Raw genomic sequence first — 13,880 nt, 5'->3', positions numbered from 1 at the left:
TCCACCCGAACCGCAGGAGCACCAGCATGACGAGTCCCCTCACAGCCGCGATCGCGGCGGGCCCCCGGCACGGCCACCCTTCCCGTCCTCCGACCGTCGTCGCGATGCTCGCCGGCGTGGTGCGCGATCGACCCGACGCGCCTGCCGTCGTCGACGACGAGGGGGTCCTGACCTTCGAGGGCCTCTGGCGCGACGCCGGCATCCTCGCGCGCCGTCTCCTGGACGCCGGCGTCGGTCGCGGCGACTGCGTCGGTCTGCTCCTGGAGCCGGGTCGCTCCCTGGTCGTGAGCGTCTGGGCCGTGCTGCGCGCCGGTGCGGTGTACGTCCCCCTCGCGGTCGACTACCCGACGCCTCGCCTCCAGCTGATGGCGCGCGACTCAGGGTTGCGCCTCGTGCTGACGGCTCCGGGTCTGCGGGCGCGTGCGGAGTCGATCCTCCCGGCGTGCGTCGGGATCCTCATCGTCGAGGACAGGAGCAGCGCCGACGTCCTGACGATCGAGACCGCCGACGGGACCGGGGTCGAGATCGGGCCTGACCATCGTGCCTACGTCATCTACACCTCGGGAACCACCGGTCGACCCAAGGGCGTCTCGATCCGGCATCGTGGGCTGGTCGCGCAGCTAGGGTGGCTTGGCAGCGACCACGACCTGGGGCCGGGGGCGCGCATCCTGTTCAAGACGCCGACGAGCTTCGACGCCGCACAGTGGGAGCTTCTCGCTGGAGCGACCGGCGCGACGGTCGTGATCGCACCGCAGGGCGCCCACCGTGACGTCGGCGAGCTGTGCACCCTCGTGCACCGGCACCAGGTCACGCACTTGCAGTGCGTCCCCACGGTCTGGTCGGCCATGGTCGCCATCCCGCGCTTCGCCACGTGCACCTCCTTGACCGCCCTGTTCAGCGGGGGAGAAGCCCTCACCGCGTCGCTCGCGCGTGAGCTCGTGCAGCTTCACCCGTCGGCCCGACTTGTGAACCTCTACGGTCCGACGGAGACGACGATCAACGTCACCGCGCACGTCGTCACGCCCGACGACCTCGACGCTGGGGGGATTGTGTCGATCGGTCGACCGGTTCCAGGGTCGTGGACGGTGGTCCTGGGCGACGACGACACCCCGTGCGCGACCGGTGAGCTGGGTGAGCTGTGCATCGGAGGGGTGCAGCTCGCTGCCGGCTACGTCGGTCTCGACGAGCTGACCGAGGAACGCTTCCCGTCCGTCGTCCTCGAAGGTGCACTCCGGCGCGTCTACCGGACGGGTGACCTGGTGCGTCGGGACGCGGCGGGACTTCTCGAGTTCCACGGCCGGTCCGACGACCAGGTCAAGGTCAACGGGCATCGCATCGAGACCCTCGAGGTCAAGACCGCCATCGAGGCGCACCACTGGGTGGCCGACGCCGAGGTGCTCCCGTGGGTCGATCCGCGCACCGGCGCGAGCACCCTCGCGGCGTTCGTGGTCCTCGACAGCGACGAGGCGCCCTTGATGGACCAGGGTGCGACCGGACAGCACCACCTGTCCAAGGACGACCACACGCAGGTTCACGCCCAGCTCGCCGATCCCGGCGTCCGTCACGACCTGCACGCGGCGTCCGGCACTGTGCTACCAGGGCAGGACGGGCGACCCGAGCAGCGGGAGCTGGCCTTCCGGCGCACGTCGTACCGGACGTTCGAGGGCGGGACGGTGACGTCGGACCACGTGCTCCGGCTGCTGCAGGGCGAGCGGCTGTCGCTGACCGGACCGCGCGCGCTCGCCGACCTCGCCGACGTCGCCGACCTGCTGCGCTGGTTCGGGGCCTTCGACAGCGAGGACCGACTGCTCCCGAAGTACGCCTACGCCTCGCCCGGTGCGCTGTACGCCACCCAGGTGTACGTCGAGGTGTCGGGGGTGCACGGTCTCGACGACGGCGTGCACTACTACCACCCGCGACGTCACGCGCTGCATCGAGTCGGCGATGGCGCGCCACCGTCGAACATCCATCAAGGCCGCCCGGCCGCGCGAGTGCGCCTGCACCTTCGAGGAGTGCGGGACGCCATCCGCTCGGTCTACGCCGTCAACGTCGACGAGGTGCTGGCCTTCGAGGTCGGTCACCTCCTCGGACTGCTCGACGACGTCGCCGCAGCACACGGCCGTGCGGTCCTCATCGTGGACGACGCCGTGCCGCCGGAGGTCGGGGTCGAGGGCGATGTCTGCTGGACCACCGTCGACCTCGTGGCCCCCACCCTCCCCGTCGCGGAGCGTCCCGACCCTGGGGTCGGACCGGAGGGGGTCGAGGTTCTCGTCCAGGTGCACGGGCAGGTGGTCGGACTGCGGCCCGGCCTGTACCGCGTCCGGCTGGACGGTGAGGCTTCGGAGTCGCGGCGTGGGGCGTCGCTCGAGCCGATCGGGGACGAGCTCGTCGAGCGTCGTCACGTCGTCGCCATCAACCAGCGCAGCTACGCTGCCTCGGCGTTCGCCGTCGCGCTGCGGTGCCCGCGCGCAGCGGGCCTCTCCGGCCTGCGTGCGCTCGGCCGGGCGCTGCACCGGTTGCAGGACAACTCCGTCGGCATCGGCCTGCTCTCCTCGGGATACTCCTCGTTGTCGGGTCGAGAGCTTCCCGCGGCGGCACGTCTCACGGCACTGGTTCCGGAGGACGGCGACAAGCTGTCCTACATCGCGCTCGCCGGTCGGGTCAGCGAGGACCAGCAGCGTGCCGAGGACATGCGTGAGGACGTCGTGCACATGAGCGGCCCACAGGAGATCCTGCGCGACGACCTCGCTGCGGCGCTGCCGCGATACATGGTGCCGAGCAGGGTGATGGTGGTGCCCAGCATGCCGATCGGTGCGACCGGCAAGGTCGACCGGGCGGCACTGCTCGCGGCGCTGGAGGACGAGACGACGGTCCCGCGCGGCGAGCACAGGCCGCCGGTCGGCCCGATCGAACAGCGGATCGCCGACTGCTGGACGCAGGTCCTGGGGCAGGACGTCCTCGATGTCGAGCTGGACTTCTTCGCGGCCGGCGGGAACAGCCTCGCCGCGGTGCGCCTCGTGCACCTGGTCAACGACCGCCTGGGCGCTGCGCTGCCGGTACACGTGCTCTTCACGCACGGCACGGTGCGTCAGCTCGCGGCGCGGGTGGCGAAGGCCGAGGGCGACCCGGCTCCCGCGAGTGCGAGCCGGCTCGTCCGGCTCGTCGACGGCGTTGGTCCGGCGATCGTGCTGTGGCCAGGCCTCGGCGGCTACCCCGCGAGCCTCGCACCGCTGGCCCGGCTCGTCGCGCGTGGCCGCCCGGTGGTCGCCGTCCAGACGCGGGGCCTCAACGAGGGCGAACGTCCGGTGGACGACGTCGACGAGCTCGTGAGGTCGGACCTGGCGGAGATCGAGCCACTGCTCTCGGCAGGTGCGCCGACGTTCATCGGTTACTCCTTCGGGGCGCGGGTCGCCACCGACGTCGCGTGCAGCCTGGCGCAGCGTGGCATCGACGTCGAGCTGGTGCTGCTCGCGCCCGGGTCGCCGCTGGTGCCCGACGCGCCCGACCCCGCTGGCGAGGCCGACTTCGCCGATCCCTACTTCCGGACCATCCTCTGGTCCGTGTTCCTCGGTCGGCTGCCGGCGCCTGTCCTCGTCGCTGCGACGCGTGATCGGTCAGGCTTCGAGCGGCTCCTGCGCGAGCAGCGTCCCGAGCTCGACCGGGGTCTCGCCGCTCGCATCGTCGACGTGGTGTTGGCCACCTTCGGCCTGCGCGCTGCCGAGGCGGGACACCTGCGCGCGGTGGTCGAGAGAGCCCGCGTGATCGACGCCGAAGGTGACGGGTGGTCCTTCCTCGACCGACTGGACCTGGATCTCGTGCCGCAGCGTGTCAGGATCCCGGTCGACCACTACGAGGTGCTCCGTGGACCGGGGGTGCAGGTGGTGGCCGACCTGCTGGGCGAGCCCGCGCTCGCATGACGTCGGCGGGCGACGACGGCGACCGGACCGGCGCGCGATCTCGTGTGTGAGCGGGTGCCCGGACGTGCACGCGCTGGACACGGCTGAGGCGAGCCGCCTGGTCGCGCTTCCCCGGGCAGGTCCGCGACGGCGAGCGGCGCCGCACCGGGGCGACGCGGACGACTGTGGGAGGGCGATTTGTGCTGGGGCGGGGGAGTCTGTCAGACTAGTGCGGTTGCTCCGGCCGGATCGCTGGGGCGCGCCCGCCCGGAACTCACGCCGGGATCGACGAGCGCGCCGCACGGTGTCCGGCCTGACTGCTGGAAGCGACGTGACGCGGACTCCCTGGAGGCCGCGGCCCGCGACCGGAAGTCCAACCACCCAACTCCAGAAGGTTCGCGCACGCTCGTGGCCACCACCGCGACACGCCCGACCTCGGGGGGCGGAGGGGAGCGATCCCCTCCAGGGAGAACAAGCCCCAGGGGCACACCAAGCTGACGAAGAGTAAGGACGACCAGAGCATGGCGGGACAGAAGATCCGTATCCGGCTCAAGGCCTATGACCACGAGGTGATCGACACCTCGGCGCGCAAGATCGTCGACACGGTCACGCGCACCGGAGCCTCCGTGGCCGGCCCCGTGCCCCTGCCGACCGAGAAGAACGTGTTCTGCGTGATCCGGTCGCCGCACAAGTACAAGGACAGCCGCGAGCACTTCGAGATGCGTACGCACAAGCGGCTCATCGACATCATCGACCCGACGCCGAAGACCGTCGACTCGCTCATGCGTCTCGACCTGCCGGCCGGTGTCGACATCGAGATCAAGCTCTGAGGGAGGACGAGAACACCATGAGCACCTCCTCCACCGTCAACGCGCGCGGCCTCCTCGGCCGCAAGCTCGGCATGACGCAGGTCTGGGACGACGAGGGCAAGATCGTCCCCGTCACCGTCCTCGCCGCCGAGACGAACGTGGTCACGCAGATCCGCACCGCCGAGACCGACGGCTACACCGCCGTCCAGATCGGCTTCGGCGAGATCGACGGCCGCAAGATCACCAAGCCGCAGGCCGGCCACTTCGCGAAGGCCGGCGTCACGCCGCGCCGTCACGTCGTCGAGATCCGCACCGAGGCGATCGGTGACTACACGCTCGGCCAGGAGATCTCCCCGGAGATCTTCGCCGCCGGCGACGAGGTCGACGTGACCGCCACCAGCAAGGGCAAGGGCTTCGCCGGCGTCATGAAGCGTCACGGGTTCGCCGGTGTGTCCGCCTCGCACGGCGCGCACCGCAACCACCGCAAGCCCGGCTCGATCGGTGCGTGCGCCACGCCCGGGCGCGTCTTCAAGGGTCTGCGCATGGCCGGCCACATGGGCGCCGAGACCGTCACCACCCAGAACCTGACCGTCCACGCCGTGGATGTCGCCAAGGGCGTCATCCTCGTCAAGGGTGCGGTCCCCGGCCCGAAGGGTGGACTCGTCGTGGTCCGCTCCGCGGTCAAGTCCGCCTCCAGCACCGGCGTGAAGGGAGCCTGATCCATGGCTGTCAAGACCATCGATGCCGCGCTGCCCGTCGACATCTTCGGCGTGCAGACGAACATCCCCCTGATCCACCAGGTCGTCACCGCGCAGCTCGCCGCCGCCCGTCAGGGCACGCACGACGTCAAGTCGCGCGGTGAGGTGTCCGGCGGTGGCAAGAAGCCGTGGCGCCAGAAGGGCACGGGTCGCGCCCGCGCCGGCTCGATCCGCGCGCCGCACTTCACCGGCGGTGGCATCGTGCACGGGCCCACGCCGCGCAGCTACGACCAGCGCACGCCCAAGAAGATGAAGGCCGCCGCCCTGCGCGGCGCCCTCTCCGACCGGGCCCGCTCGGGTCGCCTGCACGTCGTCGAGTCGCTGGTCACGGGCGAGGCGCCCTCCACCAAGGCCGCCGTCGCCGCGATCGCCGAGCTGACCACGCGTCGCCGGGTGCTCGTCGTCGTGCGCCGTGAGGACGCCCTCACGGCCCTCAGCCTGCGCAACGTCACCGACCTCGTCGTGCTGACCTTCGACCAGCTGAACACCTACGACGTCGTGCTCAGCGACGACGTGATCTTCACGCAGGACGCCTTCGAGGCGTTCGTCGCGGCGCGCTCCACCGAGGGCGCCGAGACGATCGCGCTCAGCGCGGCCGTCGTCGAGGCCGACGCCAAGCCCGCCGCGAAGCCGGCGAAGAAGGCGTCCGCGAAGAAGGCTCCGGCCGCCCAGGAGGCTCCGGCGCAGGCCGAGGCCGCCCCGGCGACCGAGGAGTCCGGCGCGGAGGGCGCGACCAAGACGCAGCCCTACGGCCCCGGCTCCAAGGCCCCGCTCAAGAGCGGCAACGCGCCCAAGGGTCACGAGATCAAGGGCAACGTCGACTCGATGAAGTTCCACACGCCGGACAGCCCCTGGTACGACCAGACGGTCGCCGAGGTCTGGTTCGACACCGAGGAGACCGCGCAGGCCGCCGGTTTCGAGAAGGCTGGTGAGTGACCGCATGAGCACCCTGCACAAGGACCACCGCGACGTCCTGATCGCGCCCGTCGTCTCCGAGAAGACGTACGCGCTCATCGACGACAACAAGTACACGTTCCTGGTTCACCCGGACGCGAACAAGACGGAGATCAAGATCGCCGTCGAGAACGTGTTCGGCGTCAAGGTGACGGCCGTGAACACGCTGAACCGCAAGGGCAAGACGCGCCGCACCCGCAACGGGCTCGGCAAGCGCAAGGACACCAAGCGGGCCATCGTGAGCGTCGCCGCTGGCCAGAGCATCGACATCTTCTCGAGCCCGAGCTGAGGACTGATCAGACATGGCTATCCGTAAGTACAAGCCGACCACGCCGGGCCGTCGGGGCTCCAGCGTCGCCGACTTCGCCGAGATCACCCGGACCACGCCGGAGAAGTCCCTCGTCGAGCCGCTGCCCAAGAAGGGTGGCCGCAACAACCAGGGTCGCATCACCACGCGTCACCAGGGTGGCGGTCACAAGCGCGCCTACCGCGTGATCGACTTCAAGCGCTACGACAAGGACGGCGTGCCGGCCAAGGTCGCTCACATCGAGTACGACCCCAACCGCACCGCGCGCATCGCGCTCCTGCACTACGCCGACGGCGAGAAGCGCTACATCATCGCGCCCGACGGCATCCGCCAGGGCCAGGCCATCGAGGCCGGCCCGACCGCGGACATCAAGGTCGGCAACAACCTGCCGCTGCGCAACATCCCCGTCGGCACGCAGATCCACGCCGTGGAGCTGCGTCCGGGTGGTGGCGCCAAGATGGGCCGCTCCGCCGGTGTGCGCGTGCAGCTCGTCGCCAAGGAGGGTTCGCGCGCCCAGCTGCGTCTGCCCTCCGGCGAGATGCGCTACGTCGACGTCCGCTGCCGCGCCACCATCGGCGAGGTCGGCAACGCCGAGCAGTCCAACATCAACTGGGGCAAGGCCGGCCGCAACCGCTGGAAGGGCAAGCGCCCGACCGTCCGTGGTGTGGCCATGAACCCGATCGACCACCCGCACGGTGGCGGTGAGGGCAAGACCTCGGGTGGTCGCCACCCGGTCTCGCCCTGGGGCAAGCCCGAGGGCCGTACGCGCAAGCGCAAGGCCAGTGACCAGATGATCGTCCGCCGCCGCAAGTCCGGCCGCTGAGCCTCGACGAGCTCAGGAATCCAGGAGTAGAGAATGCCCCGTAGTTTGAAGAAGGGTCCCTTCGTCGACGGCCACCTCGAGAAGAAGGTGGACGCTCAGAACGATGCCGGAACCCACACCGTGATCAAGACCTGGTCGCGTCGCTCGATGATCCTGCCGTCCTTCATCGGACACACGATCGCCGTGCACGACGGCCGCAAGCACGTCCCCGTGTTCATCACCGACGCGATGGTCGGGCACAAGCTGGGCGAGTTCGCCCCCACCCGCACCTTCCGCGGTCACGAGAAGGACGACCGAAAGGCCAAGAGGCGATGAGTGCAGCTACCCGAGAGAACGTGAGCGAGCGTCGTGCGCGCCTGCTGGGCGACGCCGCGGGCGCGTTCGCCGTGGCCCGCTTCGTGCGGGTCACCCCGCAGAAGGCTCGCCGTGTCGGCGACCTGGTCCGCGGCATGGACACGCAGGAGGCGCTCGCCATCCTGCAGTTCGCCCCGCAGGCCGTCGCCTCCAACTTCTACAAGCTGGTCGAGTCCGCCGTCGCGAACGCGGTGACCACCGAGGGCCTGGACGCGTCCGACCTCGTGATCTCCACGCTCCTGGTCGAGGAGGGCCCGACGATGAAGCGGTGGCGTCCGCGCGCGAAGGGTTCGGCCAGCCGCATCCTCAAGCGCACCAGCCACCTCACCGTCGTCGTGCAGCCGTCCGCCGACGTGCCGCAGTCGCGCAAGAACACCAAGAAGGGCGGTCGCTGACCATGGGCCAGAAGATCAACCCGCACGGCTTCCGCCTGGGCATCTCCACCGACCACAAGAGCCGCTGGTACGCCGACAAGCTGTACAGCAGCTACGTCGGCGAGGACGTCAAGATCCGCAAGCTCCTCACCAAGGGCATGGACCGCGCCGGCATCAGCCGCGTGGAGATCGAGCGCACGCGTGACCGCGTCCGCGTCGACATCCACACCGCGCGTCCGGGCATCGTCATCGGTCGCCGTGGCGCCGAGGCCGACCGCATCCGTGGCGAGCTGGAGAAGCTCACCGGCAAGCAGGTGCAGCTCAACATCCTCGAGGTCAAGCAGCCCGAGCTCGACGCCCAGCTCGTCGCGCAGGGCGTGGCCGAGCAGTTGAGCGGTCGCGTGCAGTTCCGTCGTGCGATGCGCAAGGCGATGCAGACGACCATGCGCTCCGGCGCCAAGGGCATCCGCATCCAGTGCTCGGGCCGTCTCGGCGGCGCCGAGATGAGCCGCTCGGAGTTCTACCGCGAGGGCCGCGTGCCCCTGCACACGCTCCGCGCCGACGTCGACTACGGCTTCTACGAGGCCAAGACCACCTTCGGTCGCATCGGCGTCAAGGTGTGGATCTACAAGGGTGAGGTCGCGGGCACGCGCGCCGAGCGCGAGGCCGAGGCCGCGCGTCGCGCCGCCGCTCCCGGCAGCCGTCGCCCCCAGCGCGGGCGCCGTCCCGCTCGTGACGACCAGGCCGGCCAGGGTGCTCCCCAGGCCGAGCAGGCCGCTCCCGCCGCCGAGGCTCCTGCCACGGCCGGCGCCGGCGCTGCCACCGAAGGAGGGCAGTCCTGATGTTGATGCCTCGTAGGGTCAAGTACCGCAAGCAGCACCACCCCAAGCGCCGCGGCATGGCGAAGGGCGGCACGGAGCTGGCGTTCGGCGACTTCGGCATCCAGGCGGTCGAGGGTCACTACGTGACCAACCGTCAGATCGAGTCCGCTCGTATCGCCATGACGCGTCACATCAAGCGTGGCGGCAAGGTGTGGATCAACATCTACCCCGACCGCCCGCTGACCAAGAAGCCGGCCGAGACCCGCATGGGCTCCGGCAAGGGCTCGCCCGAGTGGTGGGTCGCGAACGTCAAGCCCGGACGCGTCATGTTCGAGCTCTCGGGTGTCTCCGAGGACGTTGCGCGCGAGGCGATGCGTCGCGCCATCCACAAGCTGCCCATGAAGGCGCGCTTCATCACCCGCGACACCGAGGGAGGGTTCTGAGCATGGCTGCGAAGACCACTGCCGCAGAGCTGCGCGGCCTCGATGCCGAGGCTCTGGAGACCAAGCTGCGCGAGGCCAAGGAAGAGCTGTTCAACCTGCGCTTCCAGAACGCCACGGGACAGCTCGACAACACGGCTCGTCTGAAGACGGTCCGCCGCGAGATCGCCCGCATCTACACGGTGCTGACCGAGCGCGAGCTGGGCATCATCGAGGCGGTCGAGGCATGAGCACGAGCGAGAAGGACACCGTGACCACGAACACCGAGACCACCCGCAACTACCGCAAGGTGCGCGAGGGCCTCGTCACGAGCGACAAGATGGACAAGACCGTCGTCGTCATCGTCGAGGACCGCGTGAAGCACCCGCTGTACGGCAAGGTGCTGCGACGCAACGTGAAGCTCAAGGCGCACGACGAGGCCAACGCGGCCGGCGTCGGCGACCGTGTGCTCATCCAGGAGACCCGCCCGCTGTCGGCCACCAAGCGCTGGCGCGTCGTGGAGATCCTCGAGAAGGCGAAGTGAGAGACAGATGATTCAGCAGGAGTCGCGACTCAAGGTCGCCGACAACACCGGTGCGAAGGAGATCCTCTGCATCCGCGTGCTCGGCGGCTCGGGTCGACGCTACGCCGGTATCGGCGACACCATCGTCGCCACCGTCAAGGACGCCATCCCCGGCGGCAACGTCAAGAAGGGCGACGTCGTCAAGGCCGTGGTCGTGCGCACCGTCAAGGAGCGCCGCCGTCCGGACGGCTCGTACATCAAGTTCGACGAGAACGCCGCCGTCATCCTCAAGGCCGACGGCGACCCGCGTGGAACGCGCATCTTCGGCCCCGTGGGCCGCGAGCTGCGCGACAAGAAGTTCATGCGGATCATCTCGCTCGCCCCGGAGGTGCTCTGAACATGGCCAGCAACAAGCGAACGCTGTCGATCCGCAAGGGTGACCAGGTCAAGGTCATCGCGGGTGCCGACAAGGGCGTCGAGGGCAAGGTCATCGAGGTGCTCGCCGAGCGCGAGCGCGTCATCGTCGAGGGCGTGAACCGCATCAAGCGCCACACCCGCGCCGGTGCCGACGGCACCCAGGGCGGCATCATCACGCGTGAGGCCCCCATCCACGTCTCGAACGTGATGCTCGTCGTCGACGTCGACGGCGACAAGACCACGACGCGCGTCTCGCACCGCCGCGACGACGTCACCAAGAACCGTCCCGACGGTTCCAGCTACGAGGCGCAGCGCTCCGTGCGCGTGTCCTCCAAGACCGGAAAGGAGATCTGAGCATGGCTGAGACGACCACCGCTCCGCGGCTGAAGGCCAAGTACCGCGAGGAGATCCTCCCGGCGCTGCGCGAGGAGTTCGACCACGCGAACGTCATGCAGGTGCCCGGACTGACGAAGATCGTCGTCAACATGGGTGTCGGCGAGGCTGCCCGCGACGGCAAGCTCATCGAGGGCGCCATCCGCGACCTCACGGCGATCACCGGCCAGAAGCCGCAGGTCACCAAGGCTCGCAAGTCCATCGCGCAGTTCAAGCTGCGCGAGGGCATGCCGATCGGTGCGCACGTCACGCTGCGCGGCGACCGCATGTGGGAGTTCCTCGACCGCCTGCTCACGCTGGCGCTGCCCCGTATCCGCGACTTTCGCGGCCTCAACGGCAAGCAGTTCGACGGTCGCGGCAACTACACGTTCGGTCTGACCGAGCAGGTCATGTTCCACGAGATCGACCAGGACAAGATCGACCGGTCGCGGGGCATGGACATCACCATCGTCACCACCGCCACCAACGACGACGAGGGTCGCGCGCTGCTGAAGCAGCTGGGCTTCCCCTTCAAGGAGAACTGACATGGCGAAGACCGGCCTCAAGATCAAGGCGGCCCGCAAGCCGAAGTTCGCGGTCCGTGGCTACACGCGCTGCCAGCGCTGCGGCCGTCCGAAGTCCGTGTACCGCAAGTTCGGCCTGTGCCGGATCTGCCTGCGCGAGATGGCCCACCGCGGCGAGCTGCCCGGAGTGACCAAGTCCTCCTGGTGAACTCGTCGGCCTCGTGCCGCTGACCACCACCCCTTCCACCACGACCGTCGCAGGTCCTCCCTCACCCGTCCGGGAACCCGGGCCCGGGGACGGGATGCGAAACCACGGCAGGAACGGAAACATCACATGACCATGACCGACCCGATCGCGGACCTGCTCACGCGGATCCGCAACGGCAACCAGGCGTACCACGACGACGTGTCGGCGCCCTACTCCAAGCTGAAGGAGGGCGTGCTCGCCCTGCTGAAGCAGGAGGGGTACATCACCGACTACAAGGTCGTCGAGCCCGCCGAGGGCGAGGTGGGCAAGTCCCTCCACGTGACCCTCAAGTACGGCCCCCAGCGCGAGCGCTCGATCGCCGGCATCCGCCGCATCAGCAAGCCGGGCCTGCGGGTGTACGCCAAGTCCACGAACCTCCCGAAGGTGCTCGGTGGACTGGGCGTCGCCATCATCTCGACCAGCCAGGGCCTGCTGACCGATCGTCAGGCCACGACCAAGGGTGTAGGCGGAGAAGTCCTCGCCTACGTCTGGTGAGGGAGGAGCACACACATGTCGCGCATCGGCAAGCTTCCCGTCGCCGTCCCGAACGGCGTCGAGGTCACCATCGAGGGTCAGGACGTCCGCGTCAAGGGCCCCAAGGGCGAGCTCTCGCACCGCGTCGCCGAGCCCATCACGGTCAACCGTGGTGAGGACGGCAGCCTCGAGGTCCAGCGTCCCGACGACGAGCGTCGCAGCAAGGCCCTGCACGGCCTGAGCCGCACGCTCATCAGCAACATGGTCGTCGGCGTCACCGACGGCTACGAGAAGAAGCTCGAGATCGTGGGCGTCGGCTACCGCGTCCTGTCCAAGGGCCCGACGGAGCTCGAGTTCGCGCTCGGCTTCAGCCACCCCGTGATCGTCAAGGCCCCCGAGGGCATCACGTTCAACGTGGAGGCCCCCACCAAGTTCTCGGTCATCGGCATCGACAAGCAGTCGGTCGGCGAGGTCGCCGCGAACATCCGCAAGATCCGCAAGCCCGAGCCCTACAAGGGCAAGGGTGTCCGTTACGCCGGCGAGCGCGTGCTGCGCAAGGCTGGAAAGGCTGGTAAGTGATGGCCGTCTCCATCAAGCAGGTCAAGGGTCGCTCGGCCCGCGCCACGTCGCGCGCGCGTCGCCAGATCCGTGGCCGCAAGAAGCTGCACGGCTCGCCCGAGCGTCCTCGTCTCGTCGTGACCCGCTCCAGCAAGCACATCGTGGCCCAGGTCGTCAACGACCTCGAGGGACACACGCTGGCCTCGGCCTCGACCCTCGAGGCCGACCTGCGCGCCTTCGACGGCGACAAGACCGCCAAGGCGAAGAAGGTCGGCGAGCTCGTCGCCGACCGTGCGAAGGCTGCCGGCATCGAGGCCGTCGTCTTCGACCGCGCGGGCAACCGCTACGCGGGTCGCGTGGCCGCCCTGGCCGACGGCGCGCGCGAGGGTGGGCTGGAGTTCTGATGTCCACCAAGACGAACAACTACGACATGGGGAGTGCCGCATGAGCGCCCAGCAGAGTGGTAACCGCCGCGGAGGCGGAGACCGTCGCGGTGGTCGAGGCGACCGCGGCGGCGACAAGTCCAACTACATCGAGAAGGTCGTCACGATCAACCGTGTCGCCAAGGTCGTGAAGGGTGGTCGTCGCTTCAGCTTCACCGCCCTCGTGATCGTCGGCGACGGTGACGGCCAGGTCGGTGTCGGCTACGGCAAGGCCAAGGAGGTCCCCACGGCGATCTCCAAGGGTGTCGAGGAGGCGAAGAAGAACTTCTTCCGCGTCCCGCGCATCCAGGGCACCATCCCGCACCCGGTGCAGGGCGAGAAGGCGGCCGGTGTCGTCTTCCTGCGTCCTGCGTCGCCCGGTACCGGCGTCATCGCCGGTGGCCCGGTGCGTGCAGTGCTCGAGGCCGCCGGTGTCCACGACGTCCTGAGCAAGTCGCTCGGCTCGTCGAACTCCATCAACATCGTCCACGCGACGGTGGAGGCCCTCAAGGGCCTGGAGTCGCCCGACGCGGTCGCGCAGCGTCGTGGCCTCGCGGTCGAGGACGTCGCCCCGTCGGCCCTGCTCAAGGCTCAGGCCGAGGGCATCAAGGAGGCGCAGAACGCGCCCGCCGAGGTCGGTGTCTGATGGCGCGCCTCGAGATCACCCAGGTTCGTTCGGCGATCGGTCGCCCGCAGAACCAGCACCACACGCTGCGGTCGCTGGGTCTGAAGCGCATCGGCGACGTCGTCGTCAAGGAGGACCGCCCCGAGATCCGCGGCATGGCGAACACCATCCCGCACCTCGTGGCCGTCAAGGAGGTTGACTGA

Annotated in this window: 21 protein-coding genes; all 21 read left to right on the top strand. The window is 69.4% G+C overall.

The window, feature by feature from the left end:
- The first annotated feature begins 26 nt into the window (after positions 1–26).
- A complete protein-coding gene (locus tag Aeryth_RS13665; RefSeq protein WP_144433793.1) occupies positions 27–3,917 on the top strand; it encodes a non-ribosomal peptide synthetase in 3,891 nt (1,296 codons plus the stop codon).
- Positions 3,918–4,417: 500 nt separating this feature from the next.
- Positions 4,418–4,726, top strand: a complete 309-nt coding sequence (gene rpsJ / locus Aeryth_RS13660; protein WP_067859819.1) for a 30S ribosomal protein S10 — start codon at positions 4,418–4,420, stop codon at positions 4,724–4,726.
- Between the two features lie 17 nt (positions 4,727–4,743).
- The gene (gene rplC / locus Aeryth_RS13655; protein ID WP_067859816.1) at positions 4,744–5,424 is read left to right on the top strand and encodes a 50S ribosomal protein L3; all 681 of its coding nucleotides are present in this window, start codon (positions 4,744–4,746) and stop codon (positions 5,422–5,424) included.
- A 3-nt stretch (positions 5,425–5,427) separates the two neighbouring features.
- The gene (gene rplD, locus Aeryth_RS13650; RefSeq protein ID WP_067859813.1) at positions 5,428–6,399 is read left to right on the top strand and encodes a 50S ribosomal protein L4, sunset domain variant; all 972 of its coding nucleotides are present in this window, start codon (positions 5,428–5,430) and stop codon (positions 6,397–6,399) included.
- A 4-nt stretch (positions 6,400–6,403) separates the two neighbouring features.
- Positions 6,404–6,706: a 50S ribosomal protein L23 gene (gene rplW / locus Aeryth_RS13645; RefSeq protein ID WP_067859810.1), complete on the top strand. Its 303-nt coding sequence runs from the start codon at positions 6,404–6,406 to the stop codon at positions 6,704–6,706.
- Between the two features lie 13 nt (positions 6,707–6,719).
- The gene (gene rplB / locus Aeryth_RS13640) at positions 6,720–7,547 is read left to right on the top strand and encodes a 50S ribosomal protein L2 (RefSeq protein ID WP_067859807.1); all 828 of its coding nucleotides are present in this window, start codon (positions 6,720–6,722) and stop codon (positions 7,545–7,547) included.
- 33 nt (positions 7,548–7,580) lie between these two features.
- Positions 7,581–7,862 (top strand): 30S ribosomal protein S19, encoded by a 282-nt coding sequence (gene rpsS, locus Aeryth_RS13635; RefSeq protein ID WP_067859804.1) that lies wholly within the window; start codon positions 7,581–7,583, stop codon positions 7,860–7,862.
- Positions 7,859–8,296: a 50S ribosomal protein L22 gene (gene rplV, locus Aeryth_RS13630; protein WP_083516451.1), complete on the top strand. Its 438-nt coding sequence runs from the start codon at positions 7,859–7,861 to the stop codon at positions 8,294–8,296. Before rpsS ends, rplV begins: the two co-directional genes overlap by 4 nt.
- A 2-nt stretch (positions 8,297–8,298) precedes the next feature.
- Entirely contained in the window at positions 8,299–9,117 is an 819-nt protein-coding gene (gene rpsC / locus Aeryth_RS13625; RefSeq protein WP_067859801.1) for a 30S ribosomal protein S3, read from the top strand.
- Complete coding sequence (rplP, locus tag Aeryth_RS13620) at positions 9,117–9,539, top strand: 50S ribosomal protein L16 (RefSeq protein WP_067859795.1); 423 nt, start codon at positions 9,117–9,119, stop codon at positions 9,537–9,539. Before rpsC ends, rplP begins: the two co-directional genes overlap by 1 nt.
- Positions 9,540–9,541: 2 nt before the next feature.
- On the top strand, positions 9,542–9,766 hold the full coding sequence (gene rpmC / locus Aeryth_RS13615; protein WP_067859792.1) for a 50S ribosomal protein L29: 225 nt from the start codon (positions 9,542–9,544) through the stop codon (positions 9,764–9,766).
- Entirely contained in the window at positions 9,763–10,059 is a 297-nt protein-coding gene (rpsQ, locus tag Aeryth_RS13610; RefSeq protein WP_067859789.1) for a 30S ribosomal protein S17, read from the top strand. The genes rpmC and rpsQ overlap by 4 nt, the downstream gene beginning before the upstream one ends.
- A 7-nt stretch (positions 10,060–10,066) precedes the next feature.
- Complete coding sequence (gene rplN / locus Aeryth_RS13605; protein ID WP_056209423.1) at positions 10,067–10,435, top strand: 50S ribosomal protein L14; 369 nt, start codon at positions 10,067–10,069, stop codon at positions 10,433–10,435.
- Between the two features lie 2 nt (positions 10,436–10,437).
- Positions 10,438–10,809, top strand: coding sequence for a 50S ribosomal protein L24 (gene rplX, locus Aeryth_RS13600; RefSeq protein WP_067859786.1), 372 nt, complete (start codon positions 10,438–10,440; stop codon positions 10,807–10,809).
- Positions 10,810–10,811: 2 nt separating this feature from the next.
- On the top strand, positions 10,812–11,372 hold the full coding sequence (rplE, locus tag Aeryth_RS13595; RefSeq protein WP_067859780.1) for a 50S ribosomal protein L5: 561 nt from the start codon (positions 10,812–10,814) through the stop codon (positions 11,370–11,372).
- A gap of 1 nt (position 11,373) precedes the next feature.
- Entirely contained in the window at positions 11,374–11,559 is a 186-nt protein-coding gene (locus tag Aeryth_RS13590) for a type Z 30S ribosomal protein S14 (RefSeq protein ID WP_067859778.1), read from the top strand.
- A gap of 126 nt (positions 11,560–11,685) precedes the next feature.
- Positions 11,686–12,093 carry a 30S ribosomal protein S8 gene (rpsH, locus tag Aeryth_RS13585; RefSeq protein WP_067859776.1) on the top strand — a complete coding sequence of 136 codons (408 nt, stop codon included), beginning with the start codon at positions 11,686–11,688 and terminating at the stop codon, positions 12,091–12,093.
- A gap of 15 nt (positions 12,094–12,108) precedes the next feature.
- Positions 12,109–12,651 (top strand): 50S ribosomal protein L6, encoded by a 543-nt coding sequence (gene rplF / locus Aeryth_RS13580; RefSeq protein WP_067859773.1) that lies wholly within the window; start codon positions 12,109–12,111, stop codon positions 12,649–12,651.
- Positions 12,651–13,034 carry a 50S ribosomal protein L18 gene (rplR, locus tag Aeryth_RS13575; protein WP_067859771.1) on the top strand — a complete coding sequence of 128 codons (384 nt, stop codon included), beginning with the start codon at positions 12,651–12,653 and terminating at the stop codon, positions 13,032–13,034. The genes rplF and rplR overlap by 1 nt, the downstream gene beginning before the upstream one ends.
- A gap of 40 nt (positions 13,035–13,074) precedes the next feature.
- Positions 13,075–13,698, top strand: coding sequence for a 30S ribosomal protein S5 (gene rpsE, locus Aeryth_RS13570; RefSeq protein ID WP_067859769.1), 624 nt, complete (start codon positions 13,075–13,077; stop codon positions 13,696–13,698).
- Positions 13,698–13,880 carry a 50S ribosomal protein L30 gene (gene rpmD / locus Aeryth_RS13565; RefSeq protein WP_067859767.1) on the top strand — a complete coding sequence of 61 codons (183 nt, stop codon included), beginning with the start codon at positions 13,698–13,700 and terminating at the stop codon, positions 13,878–13,880. The genes rpsE and rpmD overlap by 1 nt, the downstream gene beginning before the upstream one ends.

The sequence above is a fragment of the Aeromicrobium erythreum genome, assembly GCF_001509405.1.
Classification (GTDB): domain Bacteria; phylum Actinomycetota; class Actinomycetes; order Propionibacteriales; family Nocardioidaceae; genus Aeromicrobium; species Aeromicrobium erythreum.
Note: the sequence above shows the minus strand (reverse complement) of the source record. Positions and strands in the feature narration are given on the sequence as shown.

Bases quoted from the DNA above. Each gene is read 5' to 3' on its own strand.
- Aeryth_RS13665 (WP_144433793.1), top strand. From the start codon at position 27: ATGACGAGTCCCCTCACAGCCGCGATCGCGGCGGGCCCCCGGCACGGC.
- rpsJ (WP_067859819.1), top strand. From the start codon at position 4,418: ATGGCGGGACAGAAGATCCGTATCCGGCTCAAGGCCTATGACCACGAG.
- rplC (WP_067859816.1), top strand. From the start codon at position 4,744: ATGAGCACCTCCTCCACCGTCAACGCGCGCGGCCTCCTCGGCCGCAAG.
- rplD (WP_067859813.1), top strand. From the start codon at position 5,428: ATGGCTGTCAAGACCATCGATGCCGCGCTGCCCGTCGACATCTTCGGC.
- rplW (WP_067859810.1), top strand. From the start codon at position 6,404: ATGAGCACCCTGCACAAGGACCACCGCGACGTCCTGATCGCGCCCGTC.
- rplB (WP_067859807.1), top strand. From the start codon at position 6,720: ATGGCTATCCGTAAGTACAAGCCGACCACGCCGGGCCGTCGGGGCTCC.
- rpsS (WP_067859804.1), top strand. From the start codon at position 7,581: ATGCCCCGTAGTTTGAAGAAGGGTCCCTTCGTCGACGGCCACCTCGAG.
- rplV (WP_083516451.1), top strand. From the start codon at position 7,859: ATGAGTGCAGCTACCCGAGAGAACGTGAGCGAGCGTCGTGCGCGCCTG.
- rpsC (WP_067859801.1), top strand. From the start codon at position 8,299: ATGGGCCAGAAGATCAACCCGCACGGCTTCCGCCTGGGCATCTCCACC.
- rplP (WP_067859795.1), top strand. From the start codon at position 9,117: ATGTTGATGCCTCGTAGGGTCAAGTACCGCAAGCAGCACCACCCCAAG.
- rpmC (WP_067859792.1), top strand. From the start codon at position 9,542: ATGGCTGCGAAGACCACTGCCGCAGAGCTGCGCGGCCTCGATGCCGAG.
- rpsQ (WP_067859789.1), top strand. From the start codon at position 9,763: ATGAGCACGAGCGAGAAGGACACCGTGACCACGAACACCGAGACCACC.
- rplN (WP_056209423.1), top strand. From the start codon at position 10,067: ATGATTCAGCAGGAGTCGCGACTCAAGGTCGCCGACAACACCGGTGCG.
- rplX (WP_067859786.1), top strand. From the start codon at position 10,438: ATGGCCAGCAACAAGCGAACGCTGTCGATCCGCAAGGGTGACCAGGTC.
- rplE (WP_067859780.1), top strand. From the start codon at position 10,812: ATGGCTGAGACGACCACCGCTCCGCGGCTGAAGGCCAAGTACCGCGAG.
- Aeryth_RS13590 (WP_067859778.1), top strand. From the start codon at position 11,374: ATGGCGAAGACCGGCCTCAAGATCAAGGCGGCCCGCAAGCCGAAGTTC.
- rpsH (WP_067859776.1), top strand. From the start codon at position 11,686: ATGACCATGACCGACCCGATCGCGGACCTGCTCACGCGGATCCGCAAC.
- rplF (WP_067859773.1), top strand. From the start codon at position 12,109: ATGTCGCGCATCGGCAAGCTTCCCGTCGCCGTCCCGAACGGCGTCGAG.
- rplR (WP_067859771.1), top strand. From the start codon at position 12,651: ATGGCCGTCTCCATCAAGCAGGTCAAGGGTCGCTCGGCCCGCGCCACG.
- rpsE (WP_067859769.1), top strand. From the start codon at position 13,075: ATGAGCGCCCAGCAGAGTGGTAACCGCCGCGGAGGCGGAGACCGTCGC.
- rpmD (WP_067859767.1), top strand. From the start codon at position 13,698: ATGGCGCGCCTCGAGATCACCCAGGTTCGTTCGGCGATCGGTCGCCCG.